This window comes from Pseudomonas sp. WPR_5_2 (assembly GCF_003634475.1).
GTDB classification, from domain to species: Bacteria; Pseudomonadota; Gammaproteobacteria; order Pseudomonadales; family Pseudomonadaceae; genus Aquipseudomonas; species Aquipseudomonas izuensis.
In genome coordinates this window covers 99047-120784 of the sequence record NZ_RBLA01000011.1, presented here as the reverse complement: position 1 = coordinate 120784, position 21738 = coordinate 99047, and the positions used below count along the sequence as shown (strand labels likewise).

The window sequence follows — 21738 nt, the reverse complement described above, 5'->3', positions numbered from 1 at the left end:
CCCAAACAAATGATGTGCCGAGCTCTGGCCCATAGCAGTCTTCACTGTTTTACATACCTGCCTGGCGCCGGTTCCAGAGGCGGGAATTTGTCATTCCCTGTGTGCGCTACCGCGGGTTGGCGCTCGCCGGAGTGTCCCTCCAGCCAGTTGAACCAATCATTCCACCAGCTACCGGGTTGCTGCTCGGCATTCTTGAACCAGGTCTCCGGGTTTTTCGTGACCCGATTATTGGTCCAGTAATGGCGCTTCTGCTTGGCCGGTGGGTTGATGACGCCGGCGATATGCCCTGAAGCGCCCAATACGAAACGCTTGGCACCGGAGAGCAGGTTGGTGCTGGCGTAGGCGCTTTTCCAGGGCACGATGTGATCGTCATGGGTGGCGAGGATGTAAGCGGGAGCATCAATTGCACGCAAATCCAGCTTGACCCCGCAGCATTCCAGCTCGCCTGATTTCAAATCGTTTTGCAGATAGGTGTGGCGCAGGTACCAGCAGTACATCGGGCCCGGAAAGTTGGTGCTGTCATTGTTCCAGTACAGCAGATCAAGGGGGATCGGCTTTTGTCCCTTGAGGTATTTGTCGACGTTGTAGTTCCACCACAATTCGTTGGGGCGCAGCAGGGAGAAGGTATTGCCCATGTCCTCGCCACGAAACAGACCGATAGGGCCATTCTTGCCGCCGATTGTGCGCTCGCGGTAGGCCACTAGTTCTTCATCGACGAAGACGTCGATGGGGCCGGTATCGAGGTAATCAAGGAACGTGGTGAGCAGGCTCACGCTGGCGATCTCTCTGTCGCCACGTGCAGCGAGTACGGCCAGTGCAGTGCTCAACAGGGTGCCGCCGATGCAGAAACCCACGCAATTGAGTCGCTGCTGGCCACTGATCTCGCGGGTCACTTGCAGGGCGTTGATCACCCCGTGCTCAATCATGTCATCCCAGGTGGTGCCAGCGTGTTCCTGGTCAAAGTTGCGCCAGGACACCAGGAATACGGGATGTCCCTTTTCCAGCAGGTGGCGGACCATCGAGTTGTCCGGACGCAGGTCAAGGATGTAGTACTTGTTGATCGAAGGCGGTACGACGAATACCGGGTGCCGGTACTGGGTTTCGCTTTGCGGGTAGTACTGAATCAGCTGGAACAGGTGATTCTCGAAGACGACTTCACCAGGGGTGTTGGCCAGATCGATGCCAACCTTGAAGGCATCTTTATCACACTGACGCATTTTGCCTTCGTTCATGTCGCTGGCCAGATGCTGCATCCCTGTGAGCAGGCTGGCACCTTGAGTCTCGACCACACGCTGCAGCGCGTCAGGGTTACTGACCAGAAAATTGCTTGGCGCACTGACGGCAATGGCTTGCTCGACCAGATAGCGCAGGCGTTGGCGCGGTTTCTTTTCGTTGATCAGCAGTTTGTCGAGCAGTTTCAGGAGAAAGCTGGAGTTGAGCAGGTAAAACGCAGCGAGGGAGCCGAACAGTGGGTCGCTCCAGTTGCCGCTGGCGAAGCGTCGATCATCGAAACTGAAGGGTTGGCCGGTCAGCAATTTTTGGCCGAGTTGGCCCCATTGAACCTGGTAGTCCATTTGCAGGCTGTCCAGGGTTTCGCGAGGCAGGTCGAACCAGGCACCGTGCTCATGCCCGGAAAACCAGGGATTGGTGCTGACCCACAGGCGCAATTGTTGCACTGCATAGGACGCGATGAACGGAACCTGGCCTGACCAATAGGTGGTGAATGTATGCGCGTTATTGTCCATAAAGTTCCTTGCCCCTACCGATGAGCCGGGCAGAAAAAAGCCGCGCTTTGCCGGACTCCGGCATTGCGACGGCAGGAATGCGGGCTGCATTGTTTGACGCCAATCTGATGCGCGGAGCAAGGGTCGCAAGCCCGCGCATTGGCGATTCAGATGCCGTTGGTTAGCGCTCGATGGCCAGGCTTACGCCTTGTCCGCCACCGATGCACAGTGTGGCCAGCGCCTTCTTTCCATCGCGACGGACCAGTTCGTGCACCAGCGACACCAGAATCCGTGCCCCCGACGCGCCGATCGGATGACCAAGGGCGATTGCACCGCCGTTGACGTTGACTTTGCTGGTGTCCCAACCCATCTCTTTGCCAACCGCCAGCGCCTGGGCGGCGAAGGCTTCGTTGGCTTCGATCAGGTCGAGGTCCTCGACACTCCAGCCGGCTTTTTGCAGGGTCAGGCGTGTAGCCGGGACCGGACCGATGCCCATGATTGACGGGTCCACACCGGCGCTGGCATAGGCTTTGATCCGTGCCAGTACCGGAAGGCCAAGCGCTTGTGCTTTAGCGGCGCTGGCCAGTAACAGTACGGCCGCACCATCGTTGAGGGTCGACGCGTTGCCGGCGGTCACGCTGCCGTCTTTCTGGAAAGCAGGTTTGAGTTTCGCCAAGGCTTGCGCAGTGCTGTCGACACGTGGCTGTTCGTCGGTGTCGAAGACCAGCGGTTCGCCCTTGCGCTGAGGAATCAGGATCGGGGTGATTTCGCTCTGGAAACGCCCGCCCTCAATGGCGGCGGCGGCCTTCTGTTGCGAGGCGGCAGCGAAGGCATCCTGTGCTTCACGAGAGATCTCGTACTTCTGCGCCAGATTCTCGGCGGTGATACCCATGTGGTAGTCGTTGAAAGCGTCCCACAGGCCATCCTGGATCATGCTGTCCTGCAGTTGCGCATGGCCCATGCGCAGGCCGGTACGTGCCTTGGGCAGAACATAGGGGGCCAGGCTCATGTTTTCCTGACCGCCGGCAATCACCAGTTCCGCGTCACCGCAACGGATTGCCTGGACCGCGAGATGGACCGCCTTGAGGCCGGAGCCGCAGACCTTGTTCAAGGTCAGGGCAGGTGTGGTGTTTGGCAAGCCAGCCTTGATCGCTGTCTGGCGTGCCGGGTTTTGTCCGGCGCCGGCAGTGAGAACCTGGCCCAGGATCACTTCATCAATCTGAGCAGCATCGAGACCCGTCTGCTCCAGCAAGTTGCGAATCACTGCGGCACCCAGCTCGGTCGCGGGAATTGCAGACAAAGAACCCTGGAAACTGCCAATGGCGGTACGAGTAGCGGCAACGATTACGACTTCGTTCATGCGTGACCTCATGGAAAGACAAAATTCGTCGAGCAAACCAGGGCATTGCTGCCCTGATCAGGGTTATTGCATGTTCATGCCGCCGTTCAAGGAGAAGTCGGCACCGGTGCTGTAGGCGGACTCATCGGAAGCCAGCCACGCCACGATTGAGGCGATCTCTTCGGGTTGGCCAAGGCGACCCACCGGTATTCCCGCGATCATGCCTTCGAGAATGTCCGGGCGAATGGCCGCCGTCATGGAGGTCTGGATGTAGCCTGGGGAAACGGTATTGACGGTCACGCCCTTGCCGGAGACTTCCCGGGCCAGTGCCATGGTGAAACCATGGATGCCGGCCTTGGCGGCGGAGTAGTTGGTCTGACCGAACTGGCCGCGCTGACCGTTGATCGAGGAGATATTGATGATTCGCCCCCAACCCTGGGCCAACATGCCTTCAATGACCTGCTTGGTGGTGTTGAACAAGCCCGTCAGGTTGGTCCCGATCACGCTGTTCCAGTCTTCCGGGGTGAGCTTGCGAAAGGAGGCGTCGCGAGTGATGCCGGCGTTGTTGACCAGCACATCGATCGGGCCGAATTGTTCACGAGCCATCTCGAAAGCCTTGCGAGTGGTCTCCCAATCGGTGACGTCGCCATAGATGAACTCGAACTCATAACCGGCCTCGCGCTGGCTGGCAGCCCAGTCGTCCTTGCGGCTGGAATCAGAGCTGCAGCCGACGATTACCTTGAATCCTTCCTTGTATAGACGTTGGCTGATTGCCGTACCGATACCGCCCATACCACCCGTTACCACAGCAATACGACTACGCGATTCCATACATCTACTCCGTTTTTTTGCGCTGCAGGAGAGAGGATTGTTCGATATCGACGGGGCGTGCGGAAGTGTTTGAAGGTGACGATTTCCTGTCCATCGGTGCCACGCGGGTGTTCTGGCTTGCTGGCAAAAAATGACGGGTTACCCTACTTGGATCAATTTCTGAAACTCAACGGATAGTTAATATTTGTGAAACATTATTGAAATATGTTCAACGCATGTCAGTATCGGCTCCGAACAGGACGTTCGGTTCCACAGGTCAATGAGGACGCCATGTATAAAATGAGTTCAGGTTATGCCAGCATGCTGGCGAATACGTTTTTGGCCCAAGGACTGGACGTTGCCCGTCTGTGCGAGGAGGCGGGGCTGGATACCAGGTTCGTGAATAAACCGGGAGCATGCTGGGATCGAAGTACGATCTATCGTCTTTGGGATCTGGCTGCTCAGGCTTCGGATGACCCGAACATCGGTTTGAAAGCCTACGGGAATTTCCATCCCAGCAGTTTTCAGATCGTGGGCTACACGATGATGTCCAGTTCGAACCTGAAAAGGGCGCTTGAGCGTCTGGTTCGTTTCAGCCCGTTGATCAGTACCGGATTCAGCCTTTTCCTGGTCCAGGAGCAGCAGCATTACCGACTGGCCAGCCTCGAGCATCAGCAACCGGGCTCGGTCAAACCCCGGCAATATACGGATGCAGGTTTGTCTTCGCTGCTGGGTTTCTGCCATTGGCTGGCAGGTGGCAAGTCACCGCGACCTTTGAGTGTGGAGTTCGCGTATCCCGAACCTGAAGACACGTCGGAGCATCAGCGGCTTTTTGGCTGTCCGCTGAGGTTCGGGGCGGCGTATGACAGCATCTTGTTCGATGGCCAGGAGCTTCTGAGTCCTTTGAGCATGGCCAACGAGGCGTTGGCCACCCTCCATGACAGTTATGCCGTGGCTCAATTGGACCTGTTGTCCGGTTGCTCTATCGTTGGCAGGATTCGCGCGCTGATTACCGAGCGCTTGAGTCAGGGGCAAGGCCAGGGGCAATGTGATATGGAATCGATTGCGGCGGCACTGAACATCAGCAAGCGAACGCTTCAGCGAGGCCTTGAGAAGGATGGCACGCAATTCAAGGACGTCCTGAACGATGTGCGCCGGCAGATGGCTGACTTCTATTTGCGCCATTCTCATTTCAACTTGAAGCATGTGACAAGCCTGCTCGGCTTTCATGATCACAGCAGCTTCCATAAGGCATGCATCCGTTGGTTCGGTATGACCCCCGGCCAGTATCGAACCGACGAGTTGTCGCCTGTGGTCGAAGAAGTCGCGCCGGTCCGCCCCATAAACCCCGTCGACCTGTACAGGGATCATACGGTCGCAGGTTTCGCCAACGTTTACGCCGAACGGATACACCGCTAATCCCTTGTGAAGGTTTATTGAGGTTTGGGGCCTTTTGTCTTTCTGCTCGCTTTGTGTTTCGGGGCTTTAGCGACGATGGCGGGAGCGGGCCTCGGGGTGACAACTGTTTTACTGGGCGGTTGGGTCAGGCCAAAGCCCGGCAGGGGGACTTCGAGCAGCGCGTGGAGCTCACGCCAGAGTTCGCCTTTTGCTCCAGTGGTTGCCAGCAGTTCAGGCATCATTTGCCCAACGGCTGTCAGGACCTGTTGGCGTTCCTTTGCCTCTGGGAGCAACAAGGGGAGGGTGCGCAAACTTTCTTGCGGGTGAGCAAAAACCAGCAGGTTCTGCAAGCGGATGGCCTCACGCAGGGCCGTGGGCTCATCGCTGTAGTCCTGGACCAGCCGATGCACCTGCTGGATCAGCTTTTCGATGCTTTCCTTGCCCGCCTTGTCGCTGTCGCGGCCCAGCAAAAACAGAATCCTCACCAAGGCTTCCAGGGGGCCGCCATGGGGTAGCGAATCCTGCAGGCGTTCGATCAGGGCCTGGTCCTGCCGGTCGGCATGCGCCTGGAGATTTCGCGCAGGCTTGTTGCCGGTGAGGGCATTCAGTGCGCCATAAACTCCGTAAAAACACAGCTCCTGAGTGGCATCACGCGCATCGCGGTACGCATTCAGGGTGTCCTGCATCTGGTTGGAGAACAGTTCCTGCCAAGCCAGCAACGGGTTGTCTTTGCGTGCGGGACGACGATCACTGGTGACTTTGGATGTGCTCCCGGCCAACCACCACAGCGCCGGATTCAGGCTGCTCCATAGCAACCGCTGCTGTTGGAAGGGGTGCGTCCTGCGCATCAATTCGGCAACGGGTTCATTGACCATCGGACGCAGCCATGGACGTATGAACCCGTCGTAAAACGCGCTGTTGATTTCAGAGATGCGCTCTACCAGAGAGAATTCGCGATCGTCATCACGGGCCGGCTCGATGTCGTCGTGTATATCGGCGATTCGCCTTGATTCGAATTGCACTCGGTATTGCACGTCATGGCTGTCTGAAGGGGCCGGCAGATCGTCAATCAGCATCTCATACAGACCTGCCGGCAGCGCATTGATGGCTTCGACCGCGCCGAGCAACTCCCGGTGTTCACGCCGCGCCACCTTGCCGGAGACGAAAATACCTAAATGACCGATGCTGGCGTGCCGAAGATAGACGATGGTGCGGCCTGCCTCATGCAACGCGAGATCGCTGGGATAGACATCTGTGATCCAGTTCAATGCCTGCTGGGGAGGGGTGATGTTGTCGCCGTAGGAGCAGAACACCACCACCGGTACTTCGATCCGTTTCAGGTCGATACCGCTGCTCTTGCGATCGAGTCCGCCGGACAATTGGTTGCCAATGAAAAGATCGTCGACAATCATCTCGATTTCTTCGCCATTGAGCAGGGTCGGGCTGCCCCACCAGCGTTCGAAGTCGAGAAAGCGCGCAGCCTCGCTGTCGACCTGGCTGAACAACTGGTAGTACTTGCCCGAATAAGTGTTGGCCGGGTCCAGGTTTTCGAAATTGCTGACCAGCCAGCTACCGTCAAAACGGCCGTTGCCCAGGTCGCTGCCCAGGCGAGCCAACCAGCCACCACCCAGCAGGCCACCGGTATAGCGCATCGGATTGCGTCCATTGACACCGGCCCAGTACGACAGGGGGGCACCATTGATAATGATCAATCCCGGCAGTTCCGGTCGCGTTGCCGCCAGTCCCATCAAGGCCCAGCCGGCTTGGCAGTTACCAATGATAATCGGCTTGCTGTTGGCCGGGTGTAGGGCGCCGACGACTTCGATGAACCGGGCCTGGGCTTCGGCGATATGGGCCAGGGTTTGCCCAGGCTGTGGTGAGTGACTGAAAGAGATGAAATAGGTGGGGTGGCCGGCTCTGAGGCTTTCACCTAATACCGAATCCTGTTTGAAGCCGCCGATCCCCGAGCCGTGGCCGCCGCGTGGGTCAATGATGATCACCGGCCGGGCGTTGCTGTCGATTTCTTGCCCGGGTCCGGGGAGGATGCGCAGCAGTGAATAGTTGACCGGGTGCGGGAGCTCGGAGCCTGCGATCAGGGTTTCATGAGCGAACTTGAGCAGCAGCGGATACCCGGCGCGTTCATGGGCCAGCGTATTGTCGCCGCGTTGGCGCAGGGTGTCCCAAAACAGCAGGCAACGTTGGCCGAAGTCCGTGACATATTCCTGCCATTCAGCGGGCGTAGGTTGTCTGAGTTGACCCCGCTTCAGAGGTGCGAGGGTTTTTTCCTGGCGCTGACGACAAGCAATAAGGAAGTTCAGCGTATTGAGGCGCTGCAGATGAATCAGGTGTTCGAACAGGCCGCGTTGAGAGGAAAGTCTGTCATATTGCGATGCAATAATATCTTCCTGGCCCATGGTGATCTCCTGGTTTTATGCATGAGAAGCAGCTTGCCTGCCTCTCATCATCAAAGAGCGCTTGGCCGGCCGTTTGCCTTTCAGGAGTCTATAGCGAATAGCGGCGGGAGGGAAAAAGTTTTTGTGCGGCGCACAAAAAACATTGCCAAACGAATTTGTGCGCTGCAATATAAAAGCTAACGCGATGACCGGCAGGATCGCTATCGCGTCCTCAGGCCTACGTCGGCCTTTCAGAATCAGGAGATTCAAGCATGTCTTTTTTCAACTTGGAAAAATTGCAAGACGCTCAGAAAGCCAACCTCGACCTCCTGCAGCAAATCAGCGGCAAAATCTTCTCCAGTGTTGAGCAGCTCAGCCAATTGCAGTTCAAGACCTTGCAGGCCACAACCGAGGAGCAGTTCGACGGTTTCCGCAAACTGCTGGCGGTACGTGATCCACAAGGCTTCGCTGAGCTCCAGGCTTCTTTCACCCAGCCGAATGTGCAAGCCGAACGCCTGGCTGAGTTCAATCGCCAAGTGCACGCGCTGATTGTTGGCACCCAATCGGAAATTGCCCAACTGACCACGCGTCAGGTCGAGGCGGGCACCAAGCAGGTGCAAGAGTTCGTTGAAGTGATCAGCAAGAATGCACCGGCTGGCTCCGAGTCTGTCGTGGCCGGATTCAAGTCATCGCTGGCGAATGCCAGTACCGTATTTGAAAGTGCACAGAAAGCCGTAAAACAGGCTGCTGACGCTGCTCAGAGCGGTTTTGGCGCAGCAACCGCCGCAGCCGGTAAAACCGCTCCTGGTGCCAAGGCTACTAGCGAAAGCAAATAAGTCGGATCAGAACGGTTACAGGATGACGATGGGTTTATTCCCCATCGTCATTTTTTTTTGGCCCGCCGCCGGCCCCCGGCTTGCTCCCGAACAGGCCGAAGAGGTTCTGAGTGTTCATGTAGAGGGCTTTTGACTGGTCGACATACTGGCGCATCAGATCCTGCATGACCGGTGCTTGCTGGTGCATGAATGTACTCCAGGCTTCAGACGACTGAGCGCCGGTCTGAGACTGGATGTCGATGACCGTCTGGATGCTTTTATCCAGGTAGCTGCCAAGGACACTCTGGTAGGGACCGTAGAACTGGATAATCCCCATGAGCATCTCACTGGAGAAGATCGGCTCACCGCCACTTTCGGCCTCCAGGATGACCTGCAGCAAAATGCTTCGGGTCAGATTCTCGCCAGTCTTGGCGTCGACCACCTCGAACGGGATTCTATCGACGACCAATTGGCGTATATCCGCAAGGGTCAAATGACTGCTGGTGTGCGTGTCATACAGACGGCGATTCGGGTACTTCTTGATCAGACGGGGGGTGTTCCGACTGTTATCTGTCATGCGGGGCTACTCACAGCAAGCCTGGTTTGGAGGCATCTTATCGTACTCTGGCCACTGCGACTCCAGCGCGTCGCTTCACGCGGCACGCGCAGGGGGGAGCGTAAGGACTTCTTTCATCTTTTGAGCGCTGAGCCCGCAAGCGCAGAGGAGAGGGCGCTTCCGAAACTTATGTAGGACAAAGGAGCGCAGCGTAGGACGCAGCTTTTATAGCGCTGTTTTTTGGATTTGCGTAACCGGTGAGGTTCACCCGGCTTCGCGATCTATTCAGTGTGGGCAACGCTGTCCAACCTTCGAACGAATCGACCCCCCATGTCCCAGCCTCGCGCCGCTTTTCACGGTGTATCCATGCCCATCGCAGTTGTATTGATACACCGGCTCACTCTCTGAACGACAAGGAAATCCCATGATCACCACCACGACCCACGCTATCGAAGGCCGACAGATCACCGCCTACCTGGATATTGTCAGCGCCGAGTCGGTACAGGGCGTCAACGTCATCCGCGATGTGTTCGCCGGGATGCGGGATTTTTTCGGCGGGCGCTCCCAGACGCTGGAGCGGGCATTGAAGGAGGCGCGTATCCAGGCCACCGACGAGATCAAGGAGAGGGCGCGGGCGCTTCAGGCGGATGCGGTGATAGGGCTCGATTTTGAAATCAGCATGCCGGCCGGCAAGGGTGGAATGGTGGTGGTATTTGTGACTGGAACGGCCGTCAAACTGAGGCGATCAGGTCAGGTCCATTCGTCGGGCATTGGGTAATCTGAACTGCAAGTCCATTAATGACCGGCTAGTCTCGATGGCCTTGGTGATCGATATTTTTTTTGGCAAATGGGCTTGCCGGTGTCGGTCCCGCTTTTGAAGAGGGGTGAAGAGATGGCTGATCCGTATATCGAAGACGACGGTGCAGAATTTCCGATCAACAACTGCGTACAGTGTGGGCAGACGGCGTACGTAGCCAGCTTCGGCGAAGACCAGACCGAGGTCGACAAAATCAAGACCAGGGCGTGTCGGGTACAGAAGGGAAAATTTCTGCCCAAGGTGACAGCCCCTGTCAGGAAGTAATGAACCAGCAAGCGAACCCCGTCATTGAGCGGGGTTTTTTGAGCCTGGGATTCGTGTTGTTTTTTATTTTTTGAGGACGGTGCGAACGAATATTCAGCCGGTTTTTTTTTTCACAAAGTTTTCACGAGATCCTACGTAGGCTCAACTCATCCGTTAGAAAGCAACACCCTGCCCGTTCCCCAGCGGGCTTTTTTTTGCCTGGCATAAAACCTTTTCCAAAATTGCTGTCCAAACGTCGCTAACTACGAGGTTGAGTGCGCGCATGTCTGGACTTTGTCTCCTCTAAAGCTTTCAATCTCGACCCTTTTGATTTTCATCCCTATTTTGAGGTTTTTGTCATGCGTTTCACTCTGCCTGCTTTGGTTCTGGGTCTTCTGGTTGCTCAAGGTGCAATGGCTGGCGACGGTACTGCCGCAATCGGCGGCGGTTTGGGCGGCGCGCTGGGTAACGTCGTGGGCCAGAGCATGGGTGGCAGCACCGGTGCAGCGATTGGTGCGGGTGTGGCAGGCGCGGCGGGTAGTGCTGTTGCTGCCAAAAAAGGCCACCGTACCAGTGCTGCGATCGGCGGCGGCGTGGGTGCTGCTGGCGGTTCGGTTATCGGTAACAGCCTGGGCGGCAAGACTGGTTCGACCATCGGCGCAGGCCTGGGTGGCGCATTGGGCGGCGGCGTAGGCAGCAACCTGGCCAACGGTCACAAGCGTCACTGATCCCGAGCGATCCATTCAAAAGCCCGGCTCGCTCAACAGGCTGGCCGGCTAGAGGAAATGCCCGTATCGCAAGATACGGGCATTTTTTTATGCGCCCTATCCAGAATACGGGGCGGATTGCCTTTCATAGGGTCTGATTGCGCGGTCTTTTTTGTTATTCGTCATTCTTGACACTGTCCAGTCAGCTTCTCTAGGATGCTGCTCATGCGCCGATTTAAACAGCTACTTGCGGGGCGCCAGGTGACTCGATCAGTTGCCGATAGAAGCCTGGAGCAGGCTTCGAAATACCGCTAAAGCGCTGGTTCGGTGTTGCCTCTCACCTGCCATGCAGACTTTTGAGGCAGAGACACGACACGATGAATGCACTAAGCCCCGTTGTACGTCCCGCGCCGATCACGGCACATCTCACCCAGCGCAATCCAAAAATCCTGCTTGGCGGTAAACATCAGCCAACGCTCTTGCGTTACCTCGATGGCTGGCCGCGTCGCACCGGTGGGCCGGCAGCCTTTCTGATTCAGTTTGTCGAAGACGGTGAATCCCTGGCTCGATTTGCCAGCGACAGTTTTGATCTGGCGGTGATTCAATCGCCCAGCGCCGAAGATGCCCCTGAAGTCATCAGGCAACTGACCCGTGTCGCCCGCCAAGGGCTGATTACCCGTCGCTGAGGCCCGCAGCGCCATGGCTCATGGCGCTGCGGCTCAAAGATACTCAATCGCCACGATGTACACACATTGCTCGCCAGTAGGTGTCTGGACCCGAACTTCGGCGTCCAGTGCCTTGCCGATCAACGCGCGGGCCAGCGGTGAGTCGATGCTGATCAGGCCCTGTTTCAAATCCAGTTCGTCCGGCCCGACGATGCGATAGCGTGACTCTTTGCCGTCCTCGTCTTCAATGGTGACCCAGGCACCGAAATAGACTTTGTTCGGATCGCTGGGCTTCTCGCTGACGACCTTGAGGGCTTCCAGGCGTTTGGTGAGAAAACGCACACGGCTGTCGATTTCGCGCAGCATCTTTTTGCCGTAGGTGTATTCGGCGTTTTCCGAGCGATCGCCCTGTGCCGCGGCTTCGCTGACAGACTGCGTCACTTGCGGTCGCCGTACGTGCCAGAGCTCATGAAACTCGGCGCGCATCCGCGCTTCACCCTCGGGGGTGATCAGCGCGGTGCCTGCGGTGCGGGGAGGGCGATAACGGCTCATGGTGATTTCTTTGAAGAGTGAAGGGCTGAGTCTATCAACCCTCGCGCAGGACTGTCAGGGGGCTGGCATTCAAGGCGCGGCGGGTGCCAAATACACCGGCGCCACCAATCAATACCGCACCGATCAGCGGCAGTACCAGCAGCCATGGATGCGGATGCCAGGGCAGGTCGAACGCGTAGCGGTACAACACCAGGCTCACGACTTCCGAACCCAGCGCGGCCAGTAAACCGCTGACGGCACCGAGCAAACCGAACTCGATCCGCCGCGCCTTGACCAGCAATTGCCGCTCCGCCCCCAGCGCTCGCAACAGCGCCCCCTGGCGGATGCGTTCATCCAGCGTTGCCTGCAAGCCGGAAAACAGCACCGCCATCCCCGCCGCCAATACAAACAACAGCACATATTCCACCGCCAGGGTGACCTGGGCGAGGATGCTGCGCAGCTGCGCCAACAAGGCTTCGACTTGCAAAATGGTGACCGCCGGAAAACTGCGGGACAGATCGACGATCTGTTGGTCATGGCCCGGCGCCAGATAGAAACTGGTCAGGTAAGTCGCCGGCAGGTCCTTCAAGGTACCGGGCTGGAAAATCATGAAGAAGTTCGGCTGGAAATTGTCCCAGTTGATCTCCCGCAGACTGGTGACTTTCGCCTCGCGATTGACCCCGCCCACGGTAAAGACCATGTGATCACCGAGCTTGAGTTTCAGGCTTTCGGCGACTTTGCCCTCCACCGACACACCGGGAATGTCGTCTGGCGGTTGCTCAGGCCACCAGTTGCCGGCGGTGATCCTGTTACCCGCCGGCAGGTCGGCGGCCCAGGTCAGGCTCAGGTCGCGCTGGACCGCACGATCACCGGCCGAATCCTTGCTGACGATTTGCTGCACCGGTTCGCCGTTGATGCTGATCAGCCGACCCGGCACCACCGGGTACAACGGTGCCGATTGCGCCGACACTGAGATCAGGCGATCGGTAAACGCCTGCTTGTCCGCGGGCAGGATGTTCAGGGCAAAATAGTTCGGTGCATTTTTCGGCAGCTGGTTCTGCCAGGTGTCCAGCAGTTCGCCGCGCAGCAAGGCGATCAATGCCATCGACAGCAGGATCAGGCCGAATGCCAGGGATTGTCCCGCGGCTGCCAGCGGATGACGGAGCAACTGGCCGAGACCGAGGCGCCACGGCAGGGAGGCCCGGGCGAGCAGGCGCCGCAGGCTTTTCAACAGCAGCAACAGCAAGCCGCCCAGTACGAGTGCCGCAATCACGCCACCGCCGAGCAGGGCAAAGGTCAACACCAGGTCCAGGCTCAGGCGCCACATGATCAACCCGAGGGCGCCCAGCGCTGCGCCGTAGACCATCCAGGTACTGGAAGGAATCGGCAGCAGGTCGCGGCGCAACACGCGCAACGGTGGAACCCTGCCCAGCGCCGCCAGCGGCGGCAAGGCAAAACCGGCCAGCGCCACCAGCCCGGTGCCGATCCCGGCGATGGCTGGAAACAGGCCGCCCGGTGGTACATCGCTCGGCAGCAAGTCGTGCAGCAAGGCAAACAGCCCCAGTTGTGCCAGCCAACCGATAAAGGCACCGCTGATACTGGCGAGCAGTCCGAGGACGGTCAGTTGCAGGCTGAACAACACCATGGTTTCCCGACGGGACAAGCCCAGGCAACGCAACAATGCACTGGCATCGAAGCGGCGAGTGGCGAATCGTGTCGCCGACAGCGCCACCGCCACACCGGCCAGCAACACGGCCACCAGACTGGCCATGTTCAAGTAACGTTCAGCCTTGCCCAGGGCACCGCCGATCTGCCGGTTGCCATCGCGGGCATCCTGGATGCGTTGGTTGGCGGCGAGGCCGGGTTTGATCAGTTGGCGATAGGTTTCCAGCGCCTGGGCCTTGCCGCGCCAGAGCTCCCGGTAACTGACCCGGCTGCCGGGCTGCACTACGCCAGTGGCGGCGAGGTCGTCGAGGTTGATCAGTACCCGTGGCGTCAGGCTGTAGAAATTGCCGGCGCGGTCGGGTTCGTAGGTCAATACCCGTGCCAGTGTCAGTGTTTTCATGCCGACATCGATGCTGTCGCCCATCTTCAGATCGAGCGCGGTCAGCAACCGGGCTTCAACCCAGGCTTCACCGGGTTTTGGCCCGCCACCGGACGCCTCCGGGGCGAAAGGGGCAGGGGCGCTCTTCAGTTCGCCGCGCAACGGGTAGGCGTCATCGGCAGCCTTGATGCTGGACAACTGGATCCCGTTGTCGGTGGCGATGACGCTGGAGAACTCCACCACCTGCGCATGTTCGAGACCCAGCTCGGTGCCGCTTTTTATCTGTTCGGGGCGCGCCGGCGAGCTGCCTTCGAGCAGCAGGTCTGCACCCAGGAACTCGGTGGCGCGCAGCATCATGGCACCGTTGAGGCGGGCACCGAAGTAACCGATGGCGGTGCTTGCCGCCACGGCCACCAGCAAGGCGAAGAACAACACGCGCAGCTCACCGGCGCGAGCGTCACGCAGCAACTGGCGGATGGCGAGACTGAACAGGCGCAACAGCGGCAGGCGTGCCATCAAGGCTCCAGTGGGGCGACCAGCAGGCCGGCTTCAAGGCGGATCAGGCGCCGGCAGCGATGCGCCAGGCGTTCATCGTGAGTCACCAGCACCAGGGTCGTGCCGCGCTCCTTGTTGAGTTCGAACAACAGGTCGCTGATGCGCTCGCCGGTGTGACTGTCGAGGTTGCCGGTGGGCTCGTCGGCGAACAGCACGTCGGGTTCGGCGGCAAATGCCCGGGCAATCGCCACGCGCTGCTGTTCGCCGCCGGAGAGCTGACGTGGCGAGTGGGTCAGGCGCTGGCCAAGGCCGACCCGTTGCAGCAGCTCGGTGGCGCGACCACGGGCATCTTTGCGGCCATCGAGCTCCAGGGGCAGCATGACGTTTTCCAGCGCATTGAGGCTATCGAGCAGTTGAAACGACTGGAAGACAAATCCCACGTGCTCGGCGCGGATGCGAGCACGCTGGTCTTCGTCGAGGTTGCTCAGGCCCTGCCCGGCGAGGGTGACTTCGCCGCTGCTCGGCAGGTCGAGGCCGGCGAGCAGGCCCAGAAGGGTGGATTTGCCGGAGCCGGATGCGCCGACGATGGCCAGGCTGTCGCCCTTGTTCAGTTCCAGGCTGAGTTCGTGCAGGATGGTCAGTTCACCTTCCGCGCTGGGAACCACTTTGCTAAGGTTCTTCGCGGTGAGAATGCTTGCGCCCATGGAGAATCCGATGCGTGTGTGGTTTTTGAGTGCTGGCCTGGCCTTGATGTGCATGGCCCAGAACGCAGCGGCGGGTACTGTCCTGATCGTTGGCGATAGTATCAGCGCCGGTTTCGGACTGGATACCCGGCTGGGGTGGGTGTCGTTGCTCGAACAACGGCTCAAGCGCGAAGGTTTTGACGATACGGTGGTCAATGCATCCATCAGCGGGGACACCAGTGCCGGAGGCCAGGCGCGGCTGCCGGCGCTGCTTGCAGAGCATAAGCCGGAGCTGGTCATCCTCGAACTGGGCGGCAATGACGGGCTGCGCGGATTGCTGCCAACGCAATTGCAACAAAATCTTGCCTCGATGATCGACAGTTCCCGCGCCAGCGGTGCCAAGGTGCTGTTGCTTGGCATGCAGTTGCCTCCCAACTATGGCGCGCGCTACACCAAGGCTTTCGCCGAGGCCTACAGCAACGTTGCCGAAGAAAAGAAAATTCCCCTGGTGCCGTTTTTCCTCGACGGTGTAGGCGGTCATCCCGACCTGATGCAGGCCGACGGCATCCACCCGGCGGCCGGGGCTCAGGACAAGTTGCTGGAAAATGTCTGGCCTACGCTAAAACCGCTGTTATGACACTTTTCTACGCGCAGGCTTTCGGCTAAGGTGGCGCCCCCGATTTGGAGCCCCCGATGCCGCGTCCTGCCTGGTCCCTGTTTGCCTACCAACTGATCGAGCCTGACGAACAGCTGGATCTGTTCGCCTGCCAGGAAGTGCGGGTACACCTGGTGACCCGTCAGCTGGAGCTGGGCGGTTCGGCTGACCGGACTTTGTGCGGCAGCCTGTTGCCGGCGCAGCCACGTTGGTCGAGTGTCGATCGCAAGGTCTTCCAGGACCAGCGCCTGTGCTCGTTGTGCCGGGCCATTCTCGAATCGCAAAAGCGCGGTACCTCGCCGATCTGGCCTGAACTGCGATTCGAGCTGTAGGAGCTGCCGCAGGCTGCGATCTTTTCCCTGCATGGCACGCTCTATCGGTGAGCTCCCCGAAATAACAGACGGCGGTGTACAATCCGATTCTTATACCTCTGTTGATCATGCGAAGGATTTTCCGGATGTTGCCGCGCTTTCCTGCCGTCACCCGCTGCCTGTCTCTTGCCGCCCTGTGTGTGGCCGGTCCCGTTGCTGCATTGGAGTTTCCCCTGCCTCCGCCCGGTGAAGACATCATCGGCCAGGTGCAGGTGATCAAGGCCAAGTACGAAGATACTTTCGCCGACCTGGGCACCGCCTACGATCTTGGCTACTCGGAAATGGTTGCGGCTAACCCGGGCGTCGATGCCTGGTTGCCGGGCGCCGGCACCGAAATCGTGTTGCCGACCCGCTTCATCCTGCCGCCGGGCCCGCGTGAAGGCATCGTCATCAACCTCGCCGAGTACCGCCTCTACTACTACCCGAAAGGCAAGAACGTGGTGTACACCTTCCCGCTGGGTATCGGCCGTGAAGGTTGGGGGTCGCCGATTGCCCACACCAGCATCACTGCCAAGACGCCAAACCCGACCTGGACGCCTCCAGCGTCGATCAAGGCCGAGCACGCCGCCGATGGTGATCCGCTGCCAAACGTAGTACCGGCAGGCCCGGATAACCCGCTGGGGCCGTTCAAGTTCACCCTGGGCACCCCGGGCTACCTGATCCATGGTTCGAACAAGAAGTTCGGCATCGGCATGCGCACCAGCCACGGCTGCTTCCGCATGTTCAACAACAACGTGCTGGAAATGGCCGGCATGGTGCCGGTGGGTACGTCGGTTCGTATCATCAATGACCCGTACAAGTTCGGGGTGAGTGGCGGCAAGGTCTACCTGGAAGCGCACACGCCGCTGGACGACAAGGGCAACCCGTCGGTGGTCGACAAGCACACCGCGGTGATCAACGCGATGCTCAAGCGTGAAGACATCACCAACAACTTGCGCATGAACTGGGATGTGGTGCGTGACGTCGTTGCTGCCGAAGACGGCTTGCCGGTGGAGATCGCCGTGCCGAACAACTCGGCGCCGATGGTCACGAGTGCACCGATCGACCCGCTGCAGTAACGCTTGAAGAGAACCCGCCGATGCTGGCTGCATCGGCGGGTTTTTTTACGCCTGCACGAAACGGCGGGCAATAAAAAAGCCGACCCAATAATGGGTCGGCTTGATAACAATCCCGAAGGACTATTACTTGCGGCTAGCTTTGTCCAGCATGCGCAGAGCACGCTCGTTAGCTTCGTCAGCAGTCTGTTGTGCTTTTTGAGCAGCAGCCAGAGCTTCATCAGCTTTACGGTAAGCTTCGTCTGCACGAGCCTGGGAGCGAGCTGCTGCGTCTTCAGTAGCGGTCAGACGTGCTTCGGTTTCTTTCGATGCGCTGCTGCAACCGGTAGCCAGAACTGCGGCCAGAGCCAGAGCAGAGAATTTCAGAACGTTGTTCATCGTGTTCCCCTTCAAGGACTTTCAATTAAGTGGCTGTCTCCTCAGATTGAGGAAATAGCCGGCGTACATACTACCCATTACTTGTCGTAAGTAAACTGACGTAAAGCAAGAAGCAAAAAAAATTGTAGGCTTTGATTCTTTTTCGAGCAACTTTTAACTGCACTGTTTAAAAAATATTCAGCTGGGAGGCCCGAGATGAGCGAGCCGACCAGGAAAAGTTCCCCTGTGCCCGCAGCTCTTTTTCCGGTCTTGGCTAAAGTGTGTCTAGATGGATTCGTCTACACTTTTGTTCGGATTTTGCGCGACGCCTCTCATATCTTTCTCCATGTTGCGGTGACTTTAACAACGGGCGTTCGTCTCAAGTCTCAACATCCGGCAATGTTCAGGCGTTCGACCCTGGGAGACCACTGGTCGAGCCGTCCCTGCGTGATCCCGGGGCAGCACCCGCCAACCAGCATGATGACGAGCGCACCTTGAGCATTTCTGCCAATGGTGCCTACTATTTGTACGTGCTCGGTTGCGCGAGATCGGTGTAGCTCTTCTCGGTGTCCATTCGGGCACGGGGTGGCGTAGATGTTCCTTCGCCGGAAAAACATCGGTAAGGTAGGGGTCGGAATTCAAGACCCGCGAGGAGTAGTGATGAGCGAGGCGTTGTCCATCCACCATGACCAGGCTGGTCATCAGTTCGAGACCAATGTGGACGGTCATCGTGCCTACCTGACTTATATGGATCTGGGGAAACAGACCCTGGATATCTATCGCACATTTGTGCCCAACGCATTGCGCGGCCGTGGCATTGCCGCGGCACTGACCGAGAAGGCGCTGGAGTACGCCGAGGAAATGGGCTACACGGTCATCCCATCGTGTTCCTACGTCGAGCGCTACATGGAGCGTCACCAGCGGCATGCGGCCAAGCTGAGCCAGTGACTTTCAGCAAAACGAACACATAAAAAAACGCCGGGCACTGCCCGGCGTTTTTTTGTCTGCGCTTTTTTACATGACGCGCCGATCAGGTGCGATCACGTTTAGGCAGCACATCCTTGAGCTTGGCATGCATGCTGCGCAAGGTGTTCTCGGTCGCGGTCCAGTCGATGCAGGCATCGGTGATCGACACGCCGTATTGCAAGTCGGCGAGGTCTTTCGGGATGGCCTGGCAGCCCCAGTTCAGGTGGCTTTCGACCATCAGGCCGATGATCGACTGGTTGCCTTCGAGGATCTGGTTGGCGACGTTTTCCATCACCAGCGGTTGCAGGGCCGGATCCTTGTTGGAGTTGGCGTGGCTGCAATCGACCATGATGTTCGGCTTGATTTTGGCCTTGTTCAGCGCCTGCTCGCACAGGGCGACGCTGACCGAATCGTAGTTTGGCTTGCCGTTGCCGCCGCGCAGCACCACGTGGCCGTAGGCATTGCCCTTGGTGGTCACGATCGACACGCCACCTTCCTGGTTGATACCCAGGAAACGGTGCGGGCTGGAAACCGATTGCAGGGCGTTGATGGCCACGGTCAGGCCGCCGTCGGTGCCGTTCTTGAAGCCGACGGCCGAGGACAGGCCGGAAGCCATTTCACGGTGAGTCTGGGATTCGGTGGTGCGCGCGCCGATGGCCGACCAGCTGATCAGGTCCTGCAAATACTGCGGGGAGATCGGGTCGAGGGCTTCGGTGGCGGTTGGCAGGCCCATTTCGGCCAGGTCCAGCAGCAATTGACGACCGATATGCAAACCGTCCTGGATCTTGAACGAGTCATCCAGGTACGGATCGTTGATCAAGCCTTTCCAGCCGACGGTGGTGCGTGGCTTCTCGAAATACACGCGCATGACCAGATACAGGGTATCGGACACTTCCGCGGCAAGCGCCTTCAGGCGCTCGGCGTATTCGTGGGCCGCCTTGATGTCGTGGATCGAGCAAGGCCCGATGACCACGAACAGACGGTGGTCGGTGCCATCCAGAATGTTGCGAATGACTTCGCGGCCCTTGGTGACGGTGCGCAGGGCGGCGTCGCTCAGGGGGATGTCACGCTTGAGCTGATCGGGGGTGATCAGCGTCTCGTTGGAGGCGACGTTTAGGTCGTTGATCGGTAAATCAGCCATCGTTTACTCGTCAGGTCACGGGTGCCGGCCGCCAGCGAACCCGCGCGGCGGAGCACAGCAAATTAAGCGCGTCGGGGAGCCGAACCTTAGCGCGTTACACTGTGGCTCGACAATGGGCATGCGCCGCTTTAGCGGGCATTCTCGATGAATTCCCGGCCTTTGGGCGCGTCCTAATCCTGCATTGACTGTGCAAATGCCCGATGGACCCTGTCGTGGGAGAACTCGTCGGCATGCTCCTGAACCCATTCGAGGGCCAGGGCCTGAATCTCCTGCAGGTCTTCGTGAGCGTCGTGCTGGCGGCAATAACGCTCTATCTGACACACCTGCTCGCCCATCCGCGCACTGAACAGCGTCTGTTCGTCGAGAAAGGCAATACCTACCAGATAGCCGTGCTTGCGTCGCAGGCACCAGGCTACATAGCCCAGAATGCGCATGTCGGGATTAAGGGTCGGCATGCGCACTTCAAGCGCTGTGCCGTAGCGCCACGCGCGGTGATAATTGCAAGCCATGCCCCCGAGGCTGCTAGTGTGCAACTGGTGCCGCGAAATACACTCAGGTTTGAACAACGTTAATTCAACGGGCACATCGTCAGGATGAGGAATGAATCGTCCCATGAACACGGACTCCATGTGTCGGCCATCTGACATTGTTTCCCCCAGTATAGTGGTCGAATTGGAGCTGACCGATTTCGACGCCGACCAACGGCTGCTGACGATGAACGGTGTATCACTGGTTATTTTCACCAGCGTCGGTTGCTCAAGCTGCCGTTTTGCCCGTGAACAGTTGCCGGCGCTCGATTTGGCCGTCGATCGACTGTGCTGGATCGATGCCGGGAACAATGGCGGGGTGGTCGAGCGTTATCAGGTCTTTCATTTGCCAGCGCTGTTTGTGGTGCGCGACGGTGAGTTCTTTGGGGCGTTGCATGCGCGCCTGACCGGCACCGAACTCAATCGGGCGATACGTCAGGCGTTGAGTCGAACAGCAGAGGAGTTGCCATGATGGGGGCAGTTGCCAAACCGACGGTCGGTATTATCGGGACCGGTGCAATCGGTGGTTTCTACGGGGTGATGCTGGCGCGTGCCGGCTTCGATGTGCATTTTCTGTTGCGTAGCGAATTTTCCGCGGTGGCAGAACGCGGATTGCAACTTCACAGCGCCGTTCATGGCGCGCTGACGTTGAACCCGGTGCAGGCCTATTCGTCGGTCGAAGACATGCCGCCCTGTGACTGGTTGCTGGTGGGGGCGAAAACCACCAGCAACGCAGACCTGGCGCCAGCCATCCTTCAGGCCGCGGCGCCGAATGCCAAGGTATTGCTGCTGCAAAACGGCCTGGACGTCGAGGACAGCCTGCGTGAACTGCTGCCCGACTCGCTGCATGTGCTGGGCGGGCTCTGCTACATCTGCGTCCATCGCGAGGGGCCTGGCATCGTCACCCATCAGGCGCTGGGTGCCGTGCATGTGGGCTACCACAGCGGTCCCGCCGTCGATGGGGCGGCACGCGCCGCAATTGTCGAGGAAGGCGTCGGGATGTTCCGTGCCGCCGGCATCGACTCCCAGGCCATGGCGAACCTGCACCAGGCGCGCTGGCAAAAACTGGTCTGGAATATCCCTTACAACGGTCTGTCGGTGTTGTTGGGGGCGAGCACCACGCCGTTGATGGCCGATACCGATACCCGCGAGCTGATCAAGGCACTGATGGCCGAAGTGGTGCAGGGGGCGATCGCCTGTGGTCATGAGGTGCCGGCGGGTTATGCCGAGCATTTGTTCAGGGTGACCGAGAAAATGCCCGACTACTGGCCGAGCATGTACCACGATTATCTGCACAAGCGACCGCTGGAGCTGGACGCCATTTACGCCCGGCCGCTGGCCGCCGCCAAGGCGGCGGGGTGTGAGATGCCGCGCATCGAGGCCCTGTATCGCAGTCTGGGTTTTATCGATCGACGCAACCGGTAAGTCGATCAACCTGAGGGGGAA

Annotated in this window: 23 protein-coding genes; 12 read left to right on the top strand and 11 right to left on the bottom strand. The window is 58.9% G+C overall.

The features are described 5' to 3' along the window. Window positions 1-41: 41 nt before the first annotated feature. The 3 genes from phaC to phbB all read right to left on the bottom strand — a co-directional run bounded on the left by phaC (window position 42) and on the right by phbB (window position 3894). Window positions 42-1745: a class I poly(R)-hydroxyalkanoic acid synthase gene (gene phaC / locus BJ917_RS29905; protein ID WP_096509742.1), complete on the bottom strand. Its 1704-nt coding sequence runs from the start codon at window positions 1743-1745 to the stop codon at window positions 42-44. A 160-nt stretch (window positions 1746-1905) separates the two neighbouring features. Next, a complete protein-coding gene (locus BJ917_RS29900) occupies window positions 1906-3084 on the bottom strand; it encodes an acetyl-CoA C-acetyltransferase (protein WP_096509743.1) in 1179 nt (392 codons plus the stop codon). A gap of 63 nt (window positions 3085-3147) precedes the next feature. Next, entirely contained in the window at window positions 3148-3894 is a 747-nt protein-coding gene (gene phbB, locus BJ917_RS29895) for an acetoacetyl-CoA reductase (RefSeq protein WP_096509744.1), read from the bottom strand. Between the two features lie 270 nt (window positions 3895-4164). Here phbB and BJ917_RS29890 point away from each other — a divergent pair, with 270 nt between their 5' ends. Further along, the gene (locus BJ917_RS29890) at window positions 4165-5292 is read left to right on the top strand and encodes an AraC family transcriptional regulator (RefSeq protein ID WP_096509745.1); all 1128 of its coding nucleotides are present in this window, start codon (window positions 4165-4167) and stop codon (window positions 5290-5292) included. Between the two features lie 14 nt (window positions 5293-5306). Here the strand turns inward: BJ917_RS29890 and BJ917_RS29885 are convergent, their stop codons facing one another. Further along, a complete protein-coding gene (locus BJ917_RS29885; RefSeq protein ID WP_121105892.1) occupies window positions 5307-7685 on the bottom strand; it encodes a DUF3141 domain-containing protein in 2379 nt (792 codons plus the stop codon). A 251-nt stretch (window positions 7686-7936) separates the two neighbouring features. On the opposite strand from BJ917_RS29885, the gene phaP reads away from it, so the two are divergent. Beyond that, window positions 7937-8500 (top strand): TIGR01841 family phasin, encoded by a 564-nt coding sequence (phaP, locus tag BJ917_RS29880; protein ID WP_096509747.1) that lies wholly within the window; start codon window positions 7937-7939, stop codon window positions 8498-8500. 34 nt (window positions 8501-8534) lie between these two features. Here the strand turns inward: phaP and phaR are convergent, their stop codons facing one another. Then, complete coding sequence (phaR, locus tag BJ917_RS29875; protein WP_121105890.1) at window positions 8535-9056, bottom strand: polyhydroxyalkanoate synthesis repressor PhaR; 522 nt, start codon at window positions 9054-9056, stop codon at window positions 8535-8537. Between the two features lie 403 nt (window positions 9057-9459). Between phaR and BJ917_RS29870 the strand changes: the two genes are divergently transcribed. From BJ917_RS29870 to BJ917_RS29855, 4 genes are all read left to right on the top strand, one after another. Continuing rightward, window positions 9460-9813 carry a YbjQ family protein gene (locus BJ917_RS29870; protein WP_121105888.1) on the top strand — a complete coding sequence of 118 codons (354 nt, stop codon included), beginning with the start codon at window positions 9460-9462 and terminating at the stop codon, window positions 9811-9813. Between the two features lie 114 nt (window positions 9814-9927). After that, window positions 9928-10116: a hypothetical protein gene (locus tag BJ917_RS32455; RefSeq protein ID WP_096515244.1), complete on the top strand. Its 189-nt coding sequence runs from the start codon at window positions 9928-9930 to the stop codon at window positions 10114-10116. Window positions 10117-10454: 338 nt separating this feature from the next. Then, entirely contained in the window at window positions 10455-10823 is a 369-nt protein-coding gene (locus BJ917_RS29860; protein ID WP_096509750.1) for a bacteriocin, read from the top strand. A gap of 356 nt (window positions 10824-11179) precedes the next feature. Continuing rightward, entirely contained in the window at window positions 11180-11488 is a 309-nt protein-coding gene (locus BJ917_RS29855; RefSeq protein WP_096509751.1) for a hypothetical protein, read from the top strand. A gap of 33 nt (window positions 11489-11521) precedes the next feature. On the opposite strand, the gene greB is transcribed toward BJ917_RS29855, so the two are convergent. Genes greB through BJ917_RS29840 form a run of 3 tightly spaced genes read right to left on the bottom strand, consistent with a single transcriptional unit; the run spans window position 11522 to window position 15241 of the window. After that, a complete protein-coding gene (greB, locus tag BJ917_RS29850) occupies window positions 11522-12019 on the bottom strand; it encodes a transcription elongation factor GreB (RefSeq protein ID WP_095196793.1) in 498 nt (165 codons plus the stop codon). 34 nt (window positions 12020-12053) lie between these two features. Continuing rightward, window positions 12054-14558, bottom strand: a complete 2505-nt coding sequence (locus BJ917_RS29845; protein WP_096509752.1) for an ABC transporter permease — start codon at window positions 14556-14558, stop codon at window positions 12054-12056. Next, complete coding sequence (locus BJ917_RS29840; protein WP_034150171.1) at window positions 14558-15241, bottom strand: ABC transporter ATP-binding protein; 684 nt, start codon at window positions 15239-15241, stop codon at window positions 14558-14560. Before BJ917_RS29840 ends, BJ917_RS29845 begins: the two co-directional genes overlap by 1 nt. Window positions 15242-15251: 10 nt before the next feature. On the opposite strand from BJ917_RS29840, the gene BJ917_RS29835 reads away from it, so the two are divergent. The 3 genes from BJ917_RS29835 to BJ917_RS29825 all read left to right on the top strand — a co-directional run bounded on the left by BJ917_RS29835 (window position 15252) and on the right by BJ917_RS29825 (window position 17304). Next, a complete protein-coding gene (locus BJ917_RS29835; protein WP_096509754.1) occupies window positions 15252-15857 on the top strand; it encodes an arylesterase in 606 nt (201 codons plus the stop codon). 56 nt (window positions 15858-15913) lie between these two features. After that, window positions 15914-16207, top strand: coding sequence for a hypothetical protein (locus BJ917_RS29830; protein ID WP_096509755.1), 294 nt, complete (start codon window positions 15914-15916; stop codon window positions 16205-16207). 125 nt (window positions 16208-16332) lie between these two features. Beyond that, the gene (locus BJ917_RS29825; protein WP_096509756.1) at window positions 16333-17304 is read left to right on the top strand and encodes a L,D-transpeptidase family protein; all 972 of its coding nucleotides are present in this window, start codon (window positions 16333-16335) and stop codon (window positions 17302-17304) included. Window positions 17305-17427: 123 nt separating this feature from the next. Here BJ917_RS29825 and oprI read toward each other — a convergent pair whose 3' ends face one another. Next, window positions 17428-17679 (bottom strand): outer membrane lipoprotei OprI, encoded by a 252-nt coding sequence (gene oprI / locus BJ917_RS29820; RefSeq protein ID WP_003199355.1) that lies wholly within the window; start codon window positions 17677-17679, stop codon window positions 17428-17430. Between the two features lie 639 nt (window positions 17680-18318). Between oprI and BJ917_RS29815 the strand changes: the two genes are divergently transcribed. Beyond that, entirely contained in the window at window positions 18319-18606 is a 288-nt protein-coding gene (locus tag BJ917_RS29815; protein ID WP_008057026.1) for a GNAT family N-acetyltransferase, read from the top strand. Window positions 18607-18688: 82 nt separating this feature from the next. Here the strand turns inward: BJ917_RS29815 and BJ917_RS29810 are convergent, their stop codons facing one another. Continuing rightward, window positions 18689-19765: a 3-deoxy-7-phosphoheptulonate synthase gene (locus BJ917_RS29810; RefSeq protein WP_095634708.1), complete on the bottom strand. Its 1077-nt coding sequence runs from the start codon at window positions 19763-19765 to the stop codon at window positions 18689-18691. Between the two features lie 170 nt (window positions 19766-19935). Continuing rightward, a complete protein-coding gene (locus tag BJ917_RS29805; RefSeq protein ID WP_121105886.1) occupies window positions 19936-20379 on the bottom strand; it encodes a PilZ domain-containing protein in 444 nt (147 codons plus the stop codon). Here BJ917_RS29805 and BJ917_RS29800 point away from each other — a divergent pair. Both BJ917_RS29800 and BJ917_RS29795 read left to right on the top strand, forming a co-directional pair. Then, window positions 20378-20764 carry a co-chaperone YbbN gene (locus BJ917_RS29800; protein WP_096509758.1) on the top strand — a complete coding sequence of 129 codons (387 nt, stop codon included), beginning with the start codon at window positions 20378-20380 and terminating at the stop codon, window positions 20762-20764. The genes BJ917_RS29805 and BJ917_RS29800 overlap by 2 nt on opposite strands. Further along, window positions 20761-21717: a putative 2-dehydropantoate 2-reductase gene (locus BJ917_RS29795; RefSeq protein WP_121105884.1), complete on the top strand. Its 957-nt coding sequence runs from the start codon at window positions 20761-20763 to the stop codon at window positions 21715-21717. Before BJ917_RS29800 ends, BJ917_RS29795 begins: the two co-directional genes overlap by 4 nt. The last annotated feature ends 21 nt before the right edge of the window (window positions 21718-21738 follow it).